This window comes from Corallococcus sp. AB032C (assembly GCF_003668935.1).
Lineage (GTDB): Bacteria > Myxococcota > Myxococcia > Myxococcales > Myxococcaceae > Corallococcus > Corallococcus exiguus.
On the sequence record NZ_RAWP01000018.1, the window covers coordinates 105,801 to 122,176 of the forward strand.

At 68.3% G+C, this 16,376-nt stretch carries 15 protein-coding genes; 7 read left to right on the forward strand and 8 right to left on the reverse strand.

What is annotated here, in order from left to right:
• Nucleotides 1-3: 3 nt before the first annotated feature.
• On the reverse strand, nucleotides 4-672 hold the full coding sequence (locus D7X99_RS10940; RefSeq protein WP_121777718.1) for a response regulator transcription factor: 669 nt from the start codon (nucleotides 670-672) through the stop codon (nucleotides 4-6).
• Between the two features lie 117 nt (nucleotides 673-789).
• On the opposite strand from D7X99_RS10940, the gene D7X99_RS10945 reads away from it, so the two are divergent.
• Together D7X99_RS10945 and D7X99_RS10950 are read left to right on the forward strand one after the other, a co-directional pair.
• Nucleotides 790-1,563 carry an alpha/beta hydrolase gene (locus D7X99_RS10945; RefSeq protein WP_121777719.1) on the forward strand — a complete coding sequence of 258 codons (774 nt, stop codon included), beginning with the start codon at nucleotides 790-792 and terminating at the stop codon, nucleotides 1,561-1,563.
• 109 nt (nucleotides 1,564-1,672) lie between these two features.
• Complete coding sequence (locus D7X99_RS10950; protein ID WP_121777720.1) at nucleotides 1,673-2,842, forward strand: serine/threonine-protein kinase; 1,170 nt, start codon at nucleotides 1,673-1,675, stop codon at nucleotides 2,840-2,842.
• 4 nt (nucleotides 2,843-2,846) lie between these two features.
• On the opposite strand, the gene D7X99_RS10955 is transcribed toward D7X99_RS10950, so the two are convergent.
• The gene (locus tag D7X99_RS10955; protein WP_121777735.1) at nucleotides 2,847-3,206 is read right to left on the reverse strand and encodes a helix-turn-helix transcriptional regulator; all 360 of its coding nucleotides are present in this window, start codon (nucleotides 3,204-3,206) and stop codon (nucleotides 2,847-2,849) included.
• A gap of 197 nt (nucleotides 3,207-3,403) precedes the next feature.
• On the opposite strand from D7X99_RS10955, the gene D7X99_RS10960 reads away from it, so the two are divergent.
• The 3 genes from D7X99_RS10960 to D7X99_RS10970 all read left to right on the forward strand — a co-directional run bounded on the left by D7X99_RS10960 (nucleotide 3,404) and on the right by D7X99_RS10970 (nucleotide 6,794).
• A complete protein-coding gene (locus tag D7X99_RS10960) occupies nucleotides 3,404-5,203 on the forward strand; it encodes a serine/threonine-protein kinase (RefSeq protein WP_306465347.1) in 1,800 nt (599 codons plus the stop codon).
• A 27-nt stretch (nucleotides 5,204-5,230) separates the two neighbouring features.
• A complete protein-coding gene (locus tag D7X99_RS10965; RefSeq protein WP_169826773.1) occupies nucleotides 5,231-6,154 on the forward strand; it encodes a DUF2381 family protein in 924 nt (307 codons plus the stop codon).
• Between the two features lie 103 nt (nucleotides 6,155-6,257).
• Complete coding sequence (locus D7X99_RS10970) at nucleotides 6,258-6,794, forward strand: AAA family ATPase (RefSeq protein ID WP_121777721.1); 537 nt, start codon at nucleotides 6,258-6,260, stop codon at nucleotides 6,792-6,794.
• An 11-nt stretch (nucleotides 6,795-6,805) separates the two neighbouring features.
• Here D7X99_RS10970 and D7X99_RS44435 read toward each other — a convergent pair whose 3' ends face one another.
• The 4 genes from D7X99_RS44435 to D7X99_RS10990 all read right to left on the reverse strand — a co-directional run bounded on the left by D7X99_RS44435 (nucleotide 6,806) and on the right by D7X99_RS10990 (nucleotide 12,610).
• Complete coding sequence (locus D7X99_RS44435) at nucleotides 6,806-8,056, reverse strand: hypothetical protein (protein ID WP_249348995.1); 1,251 nt, start codon at nucleotides 8,054-8,056, stop codon at nucleotides 6,806-6,808.
• A gap of 461 nt (nucleotides 8,057-8,517) precedes the next feature.
• Nucleotides 8,518-10,110, reverse strand: a complete 1,593-nt coding sequence (locus D7X99_RS10980) for a hypothetical protein (protein WP_147476113.1) — start codon at nucleotides 10,108-10,110, stop codon at nucleotides 8,518-8,520.
• Between the two features lie 55 nt (nucleotides 10,111-10,165).
• Nucleotides 10,166-11,758 carry an ADYC domain-containing protein gene (locus D7X99_RS10985; protein ID WP_147476114.1) on the reverse strand — a complete coding sequence of 531 codons (1,593 nt, stop codon included), beginning with the start codon at nucleotides 11,756-11,758 and terminating at the stop codon, nucleotides 10,166-10,168.
• Nucleotides 11,759-11,962: 204 nt separating this feature from the next.
• Nucleotides 11,963-12,610: a hypothetical protein gene (locus D7X99_RS10990; RefSeq protein ID WP_121777725.1), complete on the reverse strand. Its 648-nt coding sequence runs from the start codon at nucleotides 12,608-12,610 to the stop codon at nucleotides 11,963-11,965.
• A 232-nt stretch (nucleotides 12,611-12,842) separates the two neighbouring features.
• On the opposite strand from D7X99_RS10990, the gene D7X99_RS10995 reads away from it, so the two are divergent.
• Together D7X99_RS10995 and D7X99_RS11000 are read left to right on the forward strand one after the other, a co-directional pair.
• On the forward strand, nucleotides 12,843-13,598 hold the full coding sequence (locus D7X99_RS10995) for a hypothetical protein (protein WP_121777726.1): 756 nt from the start codon (nucleotides 12,843-12,845) through the stop codon (nucleotides 13,596-13,598).
• A complete protein-coding gene (locus D7X99_RS11000) occupies nucleotides 13,595-15,046 on the forward strand; it encodes a putative metal-binding motif-containing protein (RefSeq protein WP_121777727.1) in 1,452 nt (483 codons plus the stop codon). Before D7X99_RS10995 ends, D7X99_RS11000 begins: the two co-directional genes overlap by 4 nt.
• Here the strand turns inward: D7X99_RS11000 and D7X99_RS11005 are convergent.
• Together D7X99_RS11005 and D7X99_RS11010 are read right to left on the reverse strand one after the other, a co-directional pair.
• Nucleotides 15,043-15,744 carry a hypothetical protein gene (locus D7X99_RS11005; protein ID WP_121777728.1) on the reverse strand — a complete coding sequence of 234 codons (702 nt, stop codon included), beginning with the start codon at nucleotides 15,742-15,744 and terminating at the stop codon, nucleotides 15,043-15,045. The two genes, D7X99_RS11000 and D7X99_RS11005, sit on opposite strands and share 4 nt — an antisense overlap.
• A 43-nt stretch (nucleotides 15,745-15,787) precedes the next feature.
• On the reverse strand, nucleotides 15,788-16,216 hold the full coding sequence (locus D7X99_RS11010) for a DUF3592 domain-containing protein (RefSeq protein ID WP_147476115.1): 429 nt from the start codon (nucleotides 16,214-16,216) through the stop codon (nucleotides 15,788-15,790).
• Nucleotides 16,217-16,376 lie beyond the last annotated feature (160 nt).

Sequence of the window (16,376 nt, forward strand, 5' to 3'; positions counted from 1 at the left end):
GACCTAGCGCGCATCCAGGCGGTACCCCTCGTTGCGCAGGGTGGTGATGGCATCGTCGAGCCCCAGCCCCGCGAGCGCTTTGCGCAGGGCATAGACGTGCGTGCGCAGCGCACTGGACTCGGGCGCGTCGTCCCCCCAGAGCCGCTCCGCCAGCGTGGCCGCGGGAACGGATTCGGGGGCGGCCTCCATCAGCCACCGCAGCAGGAGTGCCTCGGTGCGGTTGAGCCGGACGGAGCGCCCACCCCAGCGCGTGAGCCCGCTCTCCGGCTCCAGCGTGAGCCCGCCCCACGTGAGCTTCCGTCCGCTCGGAGGCACGGGCCGGCGCGCCAGGGCTTCCAGGCGCCAGCGCAACTCACGCAGCGAGAACGGTTTGACCAGGTAGTCGTCCGCGCCCGCCTGGAAGCCCGCTTCCTTGTCCTCGAGCGTGTCCCGGGCGGTCAGCATCAGGATGGGGACGAGCCGGGGCGCGACCTGCCGGTATCGCTCGCACACCTCAAGGCCGCTCATTCCGGGCAGCATCACGTCCAGCACGATGACGTCGTACGGGTGGCCCAGCGCGAGCGCGAGCCCCTCGGGCCCGGTGCTCGCGAAGTCCAACTGGAAGTCCGGCTCCAGGAACCGCGCGATGTTGGCCTGGAGGTCGCGGTTGTCCTCGATGACGAGCACGCGCATGGAAGTAATCCGGATGCTACCCGCAGCTACGTCAAACGAATGTCAGCGCGTGGGTGACGCCTGGCTGACCGCCGCTCCCGCACCCTTCACGGCCTCTCTCCAACGAGGAGTCCCGTGATGATGCGTTCGCTGTTCCTGGGTCTGATGTTCCTGGTCACCTCCATGGCCCACGCCGCGAGCTCCGCGGTCCCCCTTGAGGTCCGCGCGGAGGATGGAGAGCGGATTCCCGCGTGGGTCCTGGAGCCGGAAGGGAAGGGGACGAATCCGCCCGTGGCCGTCCTGCTTCACGGCCTCACCCGGAGCAAGGACGACTGGCTGTCGGATTCGGAGCCGACCTTCGGGGGGGCCCTGACGGAGCATCTGCGGAGTGCCGGCTATCGCGTCTACCTCATGGATGCGAGGCGGCACGGCGCACGCGCGACCCCCGACGCGCGGCCCGGAGCCCTCGCGAAGCGAGCGCACGCAGGGGAGCCCGGTCCCTATCAAGCGATGATTGTCGACACCGTGCGCGATGCGCAGGCGCTCCTCACGAAGGTACTCGCCAACGGCAAGAAGCCGCCGAGGGTGCTCGTCGCCGGCTACAGCATGGGGGCCCAGGTGGCACTCTTGCTGGCCTCGCGCGAGCCTCGAATCACCCATCTGGTGACGATGGTGCCACCCCATGTCGACCCCGCGCTGGACGACGCCGCCCCGGTGAACAGGATGGGCCAGGTTCATCAGGCCTGGCTGCTGTTGACCGCGAACCGCGATCCCTTCTCCACCGAGGAGGACACCCAGAAGCTGTTCAAGGCCGCGCCCTCCAAGCGCAAGACGCGCCGGGCCTTCGACAGCGGGCACGCCCTGCCGCGCGAGTACCTGGACGAGGTCCGTCGCTGGTTGGGCGAGACCTGACAGGCCAATGGAGTGGACCTTTGGGATTCGTATGTCTGGACTTTAAAGGTCAACTTCGCTCAGACTCCCGGAGGGACGCCGCCGCCTCTCTTCCGCCTCCCGAGGAGCCATGCCCGACACGACGACCGACGACCTGGCACGCACCGAAGCCTCCCCGCGCCGCAGGCAGCTTCCGCCGACGCGCGAGAGGCCCGTGCACCTCTTCACCATCGACGGCATTCGTTACGAGGCGGTCCGCGAGCTGGTGCTGATGCCGACGGGTGAGCTGCTGATGCTGGCGCAGCGCTTCCCGGAGCACGACAACGCGCTGCCCGGCTTCTGCCTCGTGCGAAGGCTGGCGAACCCCTCCACCTATCTTAAGCGCAAGCGCCTGGGGGAGGAGATTCAGCTGGCCTTCCGCCTTCGCCACCCGGCCATTGCCCAGGTCTTCCACCGTAAGGTGCACCAGGGGGCGCTGCACGTCGTCATGGAGTCGGTGGCGGGTCCTTCGCTGGAGACGCTGGTGAGTGCGGGCGTGGTGCGCGGCCGGCCCGTCTCCGAGGCGTTCGCCCTCTATGTCGGTGCGGAGATCGCGGAGGCCCTTCAACACGCGCACATGCTGACGGACGCGACCGGCCAGTCGCTGGGTGTCATTCACCGTGACGTCAACCCCCGGCACGTCTACGTGGGGACGCAAGGCGAGGTGAAGCTGGCGAATTTCGGCGCGGCGTACTCGCTGGTGGTGGGGCGCGCGGAGTCGCCCGCGAACCTCGTTCGGGGCGATGTGGCCTACGCCTCGCCGGAGTACCTGGCGCGAGCGCCGCTTTCGCCGCGCTCCGACGTGTTCAGCCTGGGCGTGTTGCTGGTGGAGCTCTTCACCGGCAAGCACCTCTTCGACGTGGAGGACGTGCCGCTCCCTCCCGCGAACTTGCGCTATCTCTTCACGGAAATCGTCTCCTCGCTGCCGCTGACACAGATGCAGGTGTTGCTGGCGAGCTTCGGCCCGGAGGACGTCGAGGAAGCCGTGGCTTCACTCTCCGCGGACGTGAAGGCGATGCTGCATGTCGCGCTGCGCGCCAACCCCGAGGAGCGGTTCGCCACGGCGGCGGACATGCGCGACGCCATGCGAGTCGCCCTGGCGAAGCGGCACCCGGGCTACGGCCGGCAGGAAGCCGCGGCGGAGTGGGCCCAGGTGCTGGTGGAGGGCAGCGTCCTTCGCGACGAAGTGGAGTTCGGCGAAGGAGACCTCTTCGGCAATGGGCTGGACGCCTACGGGTTGGAGGACCTGGAAGAGGAGTAGGGCGTCAGCGCGCCAGCGCCGAGGCGACATGGAGGAGGGCCGCGAGGTCCTCCTCGTCCAGCTTGCGCGCGAGGTGGAGAAGACGCCGCAGCTCCGGAGCGTCCTCTTCCTGGGGCTTGGGCTTCGTGCCCTTGCGCACGTCGCCCGTCGCGGTGAGCCCCATCAACTTCTCGGGGGACACCCGCAGCTCCCGGCAGATGCGGTAGAGGGAGGGGACGCTGGGAAGCATCTTCCCTCGCTCCAGGCGGTTGTAGACGGGGTGCACCAGTCCAACGCGCTCCGCGACTTCGGCCTGCGTCAGGCCCAGGTGCTGACGGGCGGCGCGGGCCTCCGTTCCAATGGTGATGCCGAGTTCTTCGTTCATGGCGGGCGCAGCGTAGCCGAGGACACGGAGGGGATGAATGCTGGAGGTCGAAAAGGTCTCGATGGACTCCACGGGTTTTCTGTCGGGCGCGCGCGAAGGGGAGGGATTCCCGGATTTTTTATGTCTTTGGTAGGGTGCGCGCCCCCGCTGGGAGGACGCCGCATGCAAGACGCCTGGGAGCCCGAAGGAAGGCCGTCATGATGCGGGGGCCGCCTCCGGCCGTGCTGTCTCCTGGGGTCCAGGTGCTGGGCTACACGGTGGAGCGCCAGTTGGGGCAGGGCGGCTTCGGCACGGTGTACCTGGCGCGCTGCGAGGGCCAGCGCTGTGCCCTGAAGCTGTTGCACCTGCCGCGCGTGGGCGAGCGGGCGGATCGCGAAGTCTCCATCCTCACCCGGCTGCGGCACCCCAACGTGGTGGGGATCCTGGGCCATGGCTACTTACCGGTGGTCCAGCCGCAATTCGTCGTCATCGCCATGGAGTACGTGGACGGACCCCGGCTGGACGAATGGGCGGACGCGCACAACCCCACGGCGCGGCAGGCGGCGCACGTGCTGCTGGGGGTGGCGCGGGGGCTCGCCGCGGCCCATGCGGGCGCGGTGGTGCACCGGGACGTGAAGGAGGCCAACATCATGGTGCGTGCCTCGGATGGCGTGGCCAAGCTGGTGGACTTCGGCATTGGCGACTACGCGGGCGCGCGTGACTTGACGGCGGACATCCTACCGCCCGGGACGGTGGACTACCGCGCTCCGGAGGCGTGGCGCTTCCTGCGAGCCCACCGCGAGGCGCCGGACGCCCGTTATACGGCGGGCCCGGCGGACGACTTGTGGGCGCTGGGCCTTGTCTCCTACCGGCTGCTGACGGCGCGCTTCCCCTTTGATGGCCCGGACGCCGCCGGTGTGACGGAGGCGATTCTCTCCAGCGCGCCCACGCCGCCGCACGAGGAGAACGCGCGGGTGCCTCGGTCGCTGGGTGACGTGTGCCTGCGGCTGCTGGGGAAGACACCCGAGGCCCGCACGCCGAGCGCCCAGGTCTTTTGCGAATCCCTGGAGCAGGCGCTGCGTGGCGCGGACGCGACGTGGGACGTACCCCTCTGCGACGCCTATGCCGAGGACTCCGCGACGACGGAAGGGCAGGACCTCGACAGCCTCGATCAGTGGGTGAACGAGCCCCGGCACCGTCCCCGACGGGGCAAGCGACTTCCCCCGGGAGATGCGCCAGCGATGGGCGCGGCTGCCATGGCGAAGGAGGTGCCGCCTCCCGCGTCGACCGTGCGTGCGGCGCCCGGGAAGCGCGGGGCCGTCCGCGCCTGGATGGCGCTTGCCGGGGCGCTCGTCGTGGCGGGGGCGGTGCAGGAAGTAGCGACCTCTGGCAAGTCACCTCAAGCTGACCGCGCCGCGGCTTTCACCGGACCGAAGACCACCGCCGCGGCCGTCGCTCTCCCCGCGACGCTCCAGGAGGTTTCAGCCACCGTGACGACGCCGCCGAAAGACACGCTGCCCCTTCAGCTCCCCTCGAAGCCCACGAAGAAGGGCATGCGCGTCATGGCCCGTGCGGTCGGCACGGCGGCGGCTTGCGCGGCGCTCGGGTGTCCTGGAACCCAGGTGCGTTCGAGTCCTCCTCCCGAGCCTTGCCCTGAGGGAGCCGTGGAGGCGATGGAGAAGCGGCACATCCGTATCGGTCAAGAGTTCGACGCGGGTTTTGACTTCGATGAGCGGTTCGTCTCCGTCCAAGAGGGTCCAGGTCAGTTGACCCTGGGGCTCCGGGCGGGGGACATCCCGAGCCTGACGTTGTTTTCGGGCCGGCTCTTCGTGAGAGACCGCGTATATGGACGACTGACATGGGCAACGACGAGGAAGGGCGAGAGCTTTCCCGTGTGCTTCGAGGTCTATGCGACGAGCGGTGGGCGAGGCATGAAGCGAGAGCCTGGAGACGAGTCATCAACCAGTGCTCGAATCTTCGGGCTCGCGACCCTGAAGGCGGTGAGTGAGTTCGAGTAGCCAGATGCTTCTGGGAGAAATCGCCGAGTGACCTCGTCCTCCATTGCCATTCTTCTGGGACTTCTGCTCGCAAGCGGAGCCGCGACCGCGCAATCCGAAGCCTTGGATTTTGGGCCCAGAGTGCGCCGGATCGAACTTTCCCCGGAGGAGGTCCAAGCCGCATCTGAGATTGTCATCAGCGCGGGGCTCTCAACGACGCTCCTCTTCGATGCCGGGCTGAAGCGCGAGGATGTCGAGCTGGAGGAGCGGGACCGCTTTGAGTTGGTGGATCTGGGGCAGACCACGCTTCGTCTGGTGCCGTCCTCTCGCGTGACTGCCGCCGAAACGTTTCGGCTGGTCGTGCACTTCAGGGACGGGGCTGCGCCAGTCAGCGCGTCCTTTCTCCTGCGAGTTCACCCCGTGAAGGCCCAGCCCCTCGTCGAGGTCTATCGGCGGAGGCGGACGGTCGCGACCTATCAGCAAGAGGTGAGGGAGCTTCAGGCCGAGCTCACGCGCTTCAAGGAGGAGAACGCACGGGTGGTGGCGGAGCATGAAGCACCTGCTGGACTGGCGGGGCTCATCTCCACCAGCGCCATGGATAAACACGGCGTGCTTGGAAGTAACGTGAGCGACGCCGTCTCACTGGATGCCGAGAAGCGGTTCACGTCATCCTTTGTCAACACCTATCGCTCTACTGCGAGGGTCGCGGTGGAAACCAGTCTGGCAGTAATAGCCGGTGGTGCACCCTGGCGCGCGAAAGGGGCGATGCTTCGAAACAAGGCCGGAGCAGAGTTGAAGGTGCTTCGCATCTGGCAGGAGCAACCCATTTCGGACGAAGCGCTCAAGCGCCTTGTGGTCGAAGCGGAGGCCCCGGCGGCCTCCGTGCAGGGCCCCTTCTCGCTCAAGCTGTGGGAGGCGGACGGGCCACGAACCCTCACGCTGCGGAACATCACGTTCCCTGAAGGGCCCTGACGCCAGTGTCCACACGCGAAACACATTGTACCGGGGTGAGCCGTGAAGGGGCCGAGCGCCTCCTCCCCGTCACCGGAGTCGCAGGAAGAGGAGTCCGGCACGCATGCGCATCGCGATGAGTGGCACGCACCGCGTGGGCAAATCGACGCTGATTGAAGACCTGGGGGAAGAGCTCCCGGAGTATCGGGTCGTCGACGAGCCGTACCACCTGCTCGAAGAAGAGGGTTACGAGTTCGCGTCTCCACCGTGTCTGGAGGACTTCCTCGAACAGCTCCGTCGCTCCCTGGAGCTGCTCGAAGAAGAAGACACGCGAAACGTCCTGTTTGATCGCAGCCCCCTCGACTTTCTCGGGTACCTCCTGACGCACGAGGACTCCGATGCGTTCGAAGTCGAGGAGTGGCTGACCCGGATCCGTTCCACCCTCAAGACCCTGGACTTCGTCGTCTACGTCCCCATCGAGGAGCGCGATCGCATCCGCCTCCCCGCGCACGAAGACTCGAATCTGCGCAGGGAGGTGGACGAGAAGCTCGCCTGGCTATTGCTCGACGATCCTTATGACCTGGGAGTGGAGGTCCTCTCCGTCCACGGGGCCGGTGCCTCGCGGGTCTCCCAGGTCATCGAGCGCCTCAAGCGAGGCTGACGCCGTCTGGACTACCGGGCGGCGACCTGGTCCGCGGTGAGGCAGGGCTCCACCCGCTCCGGGACCACCAGGAAGGGCTCGCGGTCCAGCGTGCGGGACGTGCCCAGCGCGCTGTCGCCAATGGTGCCGCCGCCGTCGAACATCAGCACCGACCAGTCGTTCTGCGACGCGGGGAACACCGTGGCGCTGCTGCCGTCGCGGTTGAGGTCCCGGGCGTAGGTGGCCGTCTGGATGGTGCCGTTGGCGTTCATGTCCAGGTTGGCGCTCGCGGTGCCAGCAACCTGGACATTGACGAAGCGCAACCCGCCAATCTTCGCCAGGTCCGTCTCCGTGGTGGGGGCCACGGGCGTGAACGCCGCGACCTCGTTGATGGCCGCCTCGCTGAAGGACGCCACTCGCACGCGCGAATAGTCGAACACGTTCGCCGCGCCGCTGATGGTGAAGCCATACACCTGATACTCGTAGTTCATGATGCTCAGGTAGTTGGGCTTGTAGTTGGCGTTGTCCGTGCCGCCGTGGCGCAGGCCGATGTTGTGCCCCAGCTCATGCATGATGGTGCCGGCCTGCTGCAGTTCCGTGCCGCCCGGCGTGGACCAGCCGCCCAGCGTCACCACGAAGTCGTGGGCCGGGATGCCTCGCGAGATGCCGCTGGAGGTGCCACCGCTGTAGGTGTTGGCGAACAGCATGTAGTGGAAGAAAGGCGCGCGGGCGGCGGCGAAGTACTTCGCCTTGATCTTGTCGAAGTCCGTCCACACCGGGTTCAGGTCCGTGTCCGCGTCCGCGGCCGCAATCTGCTGGTCCAGCGCCAGGTGCAGCGTGATGCCCGTACTGCCGTCCGGGTTGGACACGGGCGCGTTGGCGAACGCGGTGATGATCCGGTTGAGCGCTCCCTGCGTGGGCTTGCGGTTGGCGTAGTAGTCCGCCTCGATGAAGATGTCCTTGCGGCGTGCGTTGGCGCCCAGCGCCGGCAGGTCCACTCCCCCGGAACCGAACAGCTCCGCGTAATCGCTCAGGCGGTCGCCGTCCGTATCGGTGCTCTGCGGGTTGGTGCCGTACTGCGCCTCCACCTTGTCGCAGACGCCGTCGCCGTCCGTGTCCACGTCGGTAGCCAGGCACCCGGGCGCGGCCTGCGCGACCACGCCCTGGGCCACCGCTGACTCCGCCGGCAGCCCGTCCACCGGCCCCTCCAAGCCTTCACCACCACCACACCCGTTCAATCCCAGCAGGACCACGGATGCCGTCAGCAAGCGATTCTGGAGCATGGACATAGCCTTCCCTCGGGGGCATGGGCCGGCGTCAAGCCAACCCGGACCGCTTCGGGTATTTACTAGATATTCAGCTTTTACGTCTATGTCCTGATGTTCTGCGCTGAGGTCTGGCGCTTTTCCTGCAGCGCGGACGCGGGGTGCGCCGTCACGCCCTGGTCACGCCACCAGGGCTAATCCCCTTCGTACCCACTCCCGGAGCGTCCATGCCCTTGATCCGACGGTTTCCTGTCGCGCATCGCGCGCACATTCCCTTTCCTCCTTCCGCCGGAGCCTCTCGCGGACGGGGATGGGGGAAGGCTTCGTCGTGCAGGGCGCGCTCGCGTCCTATCCGCTGCGACACCGCGCTCCCGCCACAGAAGGCCCACCCGAGCTCGCTGCGCAGGCTGCCCCACTGGGCCTTTCGGCCGACACGGGCCCGGCCACGGATACCGTGAACCGGAGATGTCTTTGTCGTGTCAGCCCGGGCAGGGCAGTTGGACGCGCATGGGGCGCGCGCTGGAGTTCTTGCGCTTCGTGCCGAGCTGTCCGTCGGTGCCGCGGCCCCAGCACCAGGCGGAGCCTTCAGCGGTGATGGCGCAGGTGAACGCGTCTCCGGCGGCCAGCGCGACGGCCTGACCTGTCAGCCCGGAGATCCGCACGGGAGACATCAGCGCACGAAGTTCGGAGCCCCCGCTCTGGCCTTCCGTGTTCTCTCCCCAGCAGAAGATGTTCCCCGCAGTGCGCGCGCAGGTGTGGCGAAAGCCAAACACCACCTCCTCCACAGGGTGGCCCAGTTCCTTCATCTGCACCGGCACCCTGGCGATCGCTGGGGAGGGCTCATCCATCAGCAGGTCTCCGAAGCACCAGAGCGAGCCATCCTTCTTCCAGGCGCACGTCTTCTGGTACCCCGCCGCCACGCGCACCACGTCGCTCATTCCAGGGATGGGGGTGGGCACGGTGCGGGAGCGGACGTCTCCCAATCCCAGTGCGCCGTACTCGCTGCGCCCCCAGCACCACAAGGATCCGTCGCGCAGGGCCGCGCACGCGTGGCTCGTCCCCGCGGCGACGGAGACCGCCTCCAGCGGGAGCTTGGGGACCCGGACCGGTGTGTCATCTCCCGTGCCGGGTTGGCTGCTCTCGATGGCCCCCCAGCACGCCAGGGAGCCATCGGTCAGCCGGACGCACTGCGTTTCATTCAGCTCCGTGGAGCCCTCCAGGTGCCGGACGCGCACGGGATGTCCGCCCGGCTCTCCGTAATCTGTTTCAGACGCATCAAGGGTGCCTCCCGCGCAGTACGCCGCGCCGGTGGCGGTCCTCACGCACTCGATGCCGTTTGCCATGCCCAGTGCGACGGCACTGCCAGCCAGCAGCCGCAGCGGTGAAGGCCTCCGCTCCGCGGTTCCGTGCGCTCCAGGCGGGTTGGCGCCCCAGCACCAGGGCGTGCCGTCGCGAAGCAGCGCACAGGCCGCGCTGCCCCCAGCGGCGATCCGGGACACGCAGCGGCCTTCCCGCACGGGCACATTCGTGGCGGGCAGACCCAGGCGGTGCTTCAGGTGGCCACTCCGGGGGCGAGGACCTCCGGAGCCACCCACGAACTCCACCCACAGCTCCACCTGCTGCGGTGCCTCCAGGAGGGGCCACAGCTCCGCGTCCCTGGCGTTCTCCGTCGGCTTCCTGACGACATGCTTCAGGGAGAAGCGCTCGCGGAGCGTCTCTCCAGGCGCAAGGTTCACTGGCCCATGGGGATGGACATTGGCGAGATCGACCATGTCTCCGATGGGGAAGCTGAAGTCGCGCCCATTGGCGGTGCGCAGATGAAGCAGGGTGAAGGACGTCCAGCGCACGGTGCCGCAGGCCTGGGCGGGGAGCTGCTGGGGGGCGGAGGTCGCGTTGTGCGCCAGGACCTCGAGTTCCAACTCGGTGGGCAGGGGCCCGCTGCTCGGGACAATGGCCAGGCCGAGCCGCACCCCCTGCACCGGTTTCCCCCACGCCACCTCCTCCGCCCGTGCGGCGCTGGCGAACAGCAGGAGCAGGGTCCCCAGCAGGCAGCTCACACAGGCTCTCGGCACGGAAAAAACCTCTCGACGGTCCGCGCGTATGAACGGACGGGAAAGCCCCAGGATCTCAGAGGTCGCGGCCCGGCAGCTGTCCCACCGCGGGCAGGAGGCCCAGGTCCCGGACGTGGACGAACCCGGCTGGGGCCTGCGTGGACGTGGCGAAGACGCCCACCAGCTGCGCGTGCCTCCACAGCTTCAGCGGCCGCCGCTGCCCCGGGCTGTCGCTGTCCACGGCGCTGTACAGGAAGCCCTCGATGCCCTGGTCCCCGTTCACCACCTTGAGGGAGTAGCCGGAGGCGCCGTCACAGGTGGACGTGTCGGTCAGCAGGTAGCGCCCATGGGTGTTGGCGCAGCGGTACAGCGGCTTGATGAGGGTCCCCATGCGCTTGCGGATGTTCGCGGGCAGCTTCGGAGTGAGCAGTGGCCCCTCCATGCGCAGCGCGCCAAACGACGACGCATCCGCCACCCCGTTGCCATCCAGGTCCGGGGCGTACCCGGACACGTCCGCGCCACCGGGATGCTCCTGGAGGTCCACCGTCACCGCGGTCGTCGTCAGGTAGCCCGTCTCCCCGCTCTTGAAGCCCACCAGCGCCCGGTCGATGAAGAGCGAGTAGGACACGAGCATCGTGGCCGTTCCCATGTTCGCCACGTTGAACTCCTCGCAGGGCCGCAGCATCCGGCTGGGCTGCATGACCGCGCGGTTCACGCACGTGGCCTCCAGTGACAGCGTGTCCCAGCGCGCCTTGCCCAGACACAGGGGGCGGACCTCGCCGCAGTCGCTCATCTCCCAGATGGCTTCCAGCGCGTAGCCCTCGGTGCCCACCGTCTTGGGCAGGCGTCCGCCAGGGCTCATCGCCACCGCGGCCTGCGGTCCCCTGAAGGAGATGGGCGTCCCGTCCAGCGTGTTGCTGCGGCCCTCGCCGCAGTAGTCCGCCCGGGCCATGCGCGTGCACAGTTGGTGGTACGCGAGCGCCTGGCCCTCCGGGTACTCCGTGGCCCAGGGCGGATACCCCCAGTCGACGCACTTGGCGATGACGCCGCCTCCCACGAAGAACGGCTGGGACGCGGAGCCCTCGTTCTTCGGCGCGCACGCGAAGGTGAAGTAGTCCGGATTGCGGATCAGGTCGCCGCCCGCGGACCAGGCGTGGGGCACGGGAATCGCGAAGCCGCTGCCGGTGGGGCACAGCGGCTCGGGCCGCTTGTCCTCCGTGGACGCCGTCACGCGGTACTCCCAGCGCGCCTTGCCCGCGTAGAGGTTGTCCGGAGTGCACTCGGCCGTGGGTGGCGTGATGTCCTCGTGACAGCGGGCCTCCTCGATGACGAGCTTTACCGTGCGGCCCTCGAACGGCGCCTGGAACACCGTGTTCACCAGCGACGGGCCCTCCATGAACCGCGCCGTCACGGGAGGATTGCCGCCCGAGCAGCCCTGCGCCGCGACGATCCGGCCGTTCAACGTCAACGCCTTGGCGGGCGCGCACGTCACGCCAGCGGGAGGCGCTGGTACCTCCACGGTCGCCAGCGGGATGTTGATGGATTCAAAGCGCCCCGTGCCGTGCAGCTGCGTGCCCTGCGCGCTGTTGCTGGGCGGCGGCTCCGCGCTCGCGCCCGCAGCCGTCAACATCACCGCGCCCAACAACGCGCGCCTCCAGGTCTTCACCATGTGTCCGTCGCTCCCCTCGTTCATGCGGCTTCACGGCGACGCCCCAACGCGTCCCCCGCAATCACATGAACGCTGGATCTGTCGGAAATTCGCGCTGGAAACACGGTTTCCTGGAGGTGTGCAAACCTTGCCGTGCATGCAAGGTTTGCACGGTCGCGCGCGCGTCCGGATGTGCAAACATTGCACATCCGGACGGCACTCACGTCAGCAGGGGTTGCCTTCGAGGACCTCCGCGCCCGCGCGCACGCGGATCCGGGTCGATCCGTTCTGCGTGGCGATGCCAGTCACCCGCACCTTGGTGTAGACCGAGCCCGAGCTGTCGGGGACGTAGAAGCGCAGCTTGCAGGAGCCCGGAATCCCGAAGATCGGCGGGGTCCAGACGCCCGAGCCGCTCACCGTGCCAATCGTTTCCCACGCGGTGTTGACGATTCCCCAGGCGTTTCCGGAAGCGAAGAGGGCGTTGCAGGCGGCCTGGGTGGTGGGCGCCGTCGCCGGGACTGCCTCCACGAAGGCTCGGGACGGCCTGCCCCCGATGTTCGTCACGTCGACCACGAAGCGGTCCGTGCACGAAGGCTGGCCATACGTGGCGTCGTTGGACGTCGCGTAGACGGGGACGTAGCCCGTCTTGCGGCAGTTCCAGACGTAGGGAACCGTTTCGCCGTCCGGCTGCGCCAGCACGGTGCTGCTGGTCAGGCACGGGAGGACCGGGGGGAGGGTGATGCCCAGCGCCTCGCTGGTGCCGCCGACCTCCGCGTCCTGCGCTGGCAACGGGGACTCTTCCTCCAGCGGGCCGCCACAGGCGGTGACGAGCGAGGCGGCGAACACGAGGGCGACGGACGAGGTGAAGCGCATGGGACGACTCCGGAAGGGGCGAGGATGAACAGCGCTGTGTTGCGCCCCGTGCTGTTACGTCCCGTGCCGCGCATATTCCCCCACCATTTCCACGGCCTTTTCAGGCCCTGGGCGTGAAGGGGCCACGCACCTGCCAGACAGGGGTTCCAGTACCAATGCCAAACACTCCGTGGAATCAAAACAGCGCGGCCCGTCACTCCAGGCCGGGAGTCGGGTGGTATCTTCCGTGCCCATGGACCTGCGAATCGTGCTCGGCGTCTCGTTGATGCTGGTGTCGCCCGCTTGGGGCCAGTTCGCGGTCTCCCCGGGCCCTGACTTCCAGGCCCGGATGTCCTCCGCATCTCGGGCCTACGAGGATCTCGACTACGAGCACTCGCTCGAGCAACTCGACGCGGCGAAGGCCGTGGCGCGCGACGGTGGAGAGCGGGGCAGGGTGGCCATCCTCCGGGGCATCGTGCTCGCGGACCTGGGGCGCCGTCAGGAGTCACTGGCCGCCTTCAAGGAGGGATTGTCGCTGCTGCCTGACGCGAGCCTTCCGGTGAAGGTGTCCCCCAAGGTGTCACGTGACTTCGAGGAGGTGCGACGGAACGTGCAGCGGGAGCTGGCGCGCAACCCCCGGCCGCCTCCGGACGCGCCGGTCGCGTTAGCGGATGTGCAGCCGGAGACCGCTCCGTCATCCGGGCTCGTGCCGGCACCGGCGCGGGAGGAGGTTCGCCGCACGCCGGTGCTTCCGCTGGCCTTGCTGGGTGGAGGCGTGGTGCTCGGGGGCATTGGGAGCTACGTGGGCCTCCAGTCGCGGAGCAGCGTGAACGCCGCGCGCGAGGATGACTTCTACAGCGACCGGACGGCGCATCTGGACAGCGCGCGGGGACAGGCGCTCGCGGCCAACATCCTGCTGGGCGCGGCCGTCACCGCCGCAGCCGGCGCGGCCATCACCTGGCTGCTCACGGGCGATTCGCCGTCGCCGCGGACGGAGGTCTCTCCATGAAGCGCGCCGTGGCCGTGGGACTCGGATTGCTCTGCATCACCTGCACGGTGCCGGACATCGAGGAACTCGAAGCGGAGCGCCCCAGTGGATGCGACGCGAGCCATCCCTGCCATGTCCAGGTGCGGCTGACCTACGACGGCTTCCGTCCAGGCTGCGTCACGCTGCGAGTGGTGGACGCGGAGGACGCCTCCAGGACCTTCGAGCTGTCGGTGCCCGAGGGAGCGGGGGAGACAGGCTTCGTGCGTCGCACCGGGTGGAGCGACACGGTGAAGGTGACCGCCTCCGCCCGCGAGCGCTCGTGCGCGGGGCAGGAGGTGGCCACTGCTTCCTCGCAGGTGGAGGTTCCCGAGGAGGACACCGCCCGTGTCGAGCTGACGTTGAGTGCTCGGGATGATGACGGGGATGGCTACGTGAGCACCGCCACCCGGGGGACGGACTGTGACGACCACTCCGTCTCCATCTCCCCGGGGATGGAGGAGCGCTGCGACTTCCTGGACAACAACTGTGACGGCCGCCAGGACCCGGTGCCCGTCTGTGAAGGCGTCGACTGGAGGACGACCGAGCGCCTCCCGCTAGCGAGCTTCCGGGACGTGGCGCCCCATGCGCGCGGTCAGGCCTGGTTCGTGAGCGACAACAACGACGTGCTCGCCCACGTTCGCCGGCAGGCCGATGGTGGCTTTGACGTTCAGCCTTTCACCGACTGCCAAGGATCATGGTCCACCGCGTGGGCGCGGCCGAGCGACGGGCGTGTATTCATCGGCTCCTGGATGGGCCAGCTCGCCACGCGGTCGCTTGTCGCCGGGGAGCCCTGCACGCTGACGTCCTTTGACGGGGGCGGGGCGGCCATCCAGGACCTCGTGGGCTTCGAGGCGGACGGAGGCACGACGCTCTACGCGGTGAGCGAGACCGGGGACATCCTCCGCTGGGACTATCCGGCGGAGCCCCAGCGGGTGGAGCACGTGGATGCGGACTTGCGCTCCATCCATGGCCTCGACCCGCGAACGCTCATCACCGTGGGCACCACGGGCAAAGAGCCCGTCGCGTACCACGTCAACGCGGATGGAGGCCCGTGGCTGCGGGAGACGCTGCCACAGGCCGCTTCGGGGCAGGACGCCCTGCAAACCGTGCACGTGGTGGCGCCGGGCCTGGCCTACGCGGGCGGAGACCAGGGGCTGTTCCTGGAGCGTTCAGCAGGCACCTGGAGCACGAAGCCTCCGTATCCCATCTACGTGGATGGGGGCGTCGCGCCTGATCTGCTGGACGTGGTGTCCTTCGGCCAGGGCGTCGTCTTCGCGCACCTGGACTCGGACGACCTCGTCCGCTTCGACGGAGTGGCGTGGCAGGACTTCCTCTTCGGCACCCAGGGCTTCACGACGCTTGAGGGGCTGACGTCGGACGAGCTGTGGAGCGCCACCGAGGATGGGACCGGGTTCTACTGGGGACCCTAGATAGAGCCCGCCCGCAGCACCGTGCTCACGTACGAGAGGGCCAGGCCCTGCCGATCCCCGACCCGCCTTCCGAGGAGATGGACCTCCGTCGCGGAGGTGTTCCAACGGCTGTGCAGGGTGTACTCCCGGGTATCCCAGTAGGCGTCCTCGGCGGCCATCCGTGCCCGCTCGTTCATCTGCTCCAGGGATGAGGCGTCCGGGGGCCGCCGCTCCTGGACCGCCTGGATGGTTTCGGCGACGAAGGCGAGACCGGCGAGCGCACTCAACACGGCCCTCTGACGGGCGGCCTCCTCCGCCGAGTCCCGGGTTTCATCCGGCTCGCCGAACTTCGTTTGGAGCATGCTCGCGACGCCGCGGTGGGCCTCGCGGAGATCTCCCTGGGTGCCAAGGTAGAGGGTCACCGCCGCGAGCTTCTCCTGGTCGAAGGCGAAGCGGATCCTCGCGGGCATGTCCCAGTGCTCCGACTGTAGTTCGAGCCCGCCGCCATCGACGATGACAGCCTCGGGGTAGCGAGCCCGCACCTCATCGGGGCTCATGCTCCAGCGGGTGTCCTCGAAGCCGGTCGCGGCGCCGCGGAGATTCCGCAGATGGGCCTCACGGATGGCGTCGCGCCGCTCCAGCCGTTGCGCGTGCTGTGAGTTCTCACAGCCGATGGCCAACAGACACAGCGGGAGGAGGGCGGCGAGCTTCCTGCGCATGGGGGGCCTTTCGATGGATTGGCCCGCCTGACGTGGAATCGATCTATTTATTCAATTGGGTGAAGTAGGCATGCAGCACGCTCAGGACGCCCGTGATGGCGAAGCCCACCAGGGGGACCATCACCAAGAGGTAGAGCCCCCGCGTGAAGCCCATGCCCACGGCCATGTGTTGTTCCGGCGCTTCCGCCAGGTAGAGGATGTCGACGGGAGAGCCCGGGGTCCGCTTCGAGGCCACCGAGGTCGCCTCATCGAACTTGCCGCTGAGCTCCGGGCCCTCCGGCGGACGGAAGGCATAGTAGACGGTGCTCGGTTTGCCCCGGCCCTCGTTGACCCTGACCACCTGGCCCTGGGCGCGCAGCCCGTGCTGCTCCAGCCGCACGGTCAGGCGGCGGTAGTGGGAGAGGACACTCAGAAAAAGAGCGGGGCCTCCCGTGAAGACCGCCAGCAGGAAGATCAGCATCGTCAAGCTCATGGTGTCCCCACGATGGCGGGTGCGCGGCGGTCGAATCAACCACCCCGCGCGAAATCGAATGTCGTGAAAATAGGTCATATGACCTATATTCGTGACGGGTCTTGAAAGGGAGTCGCCATGGAGTCCGAGGGTCGTGTCGTGCTGGTGGGGGGCTATGGGG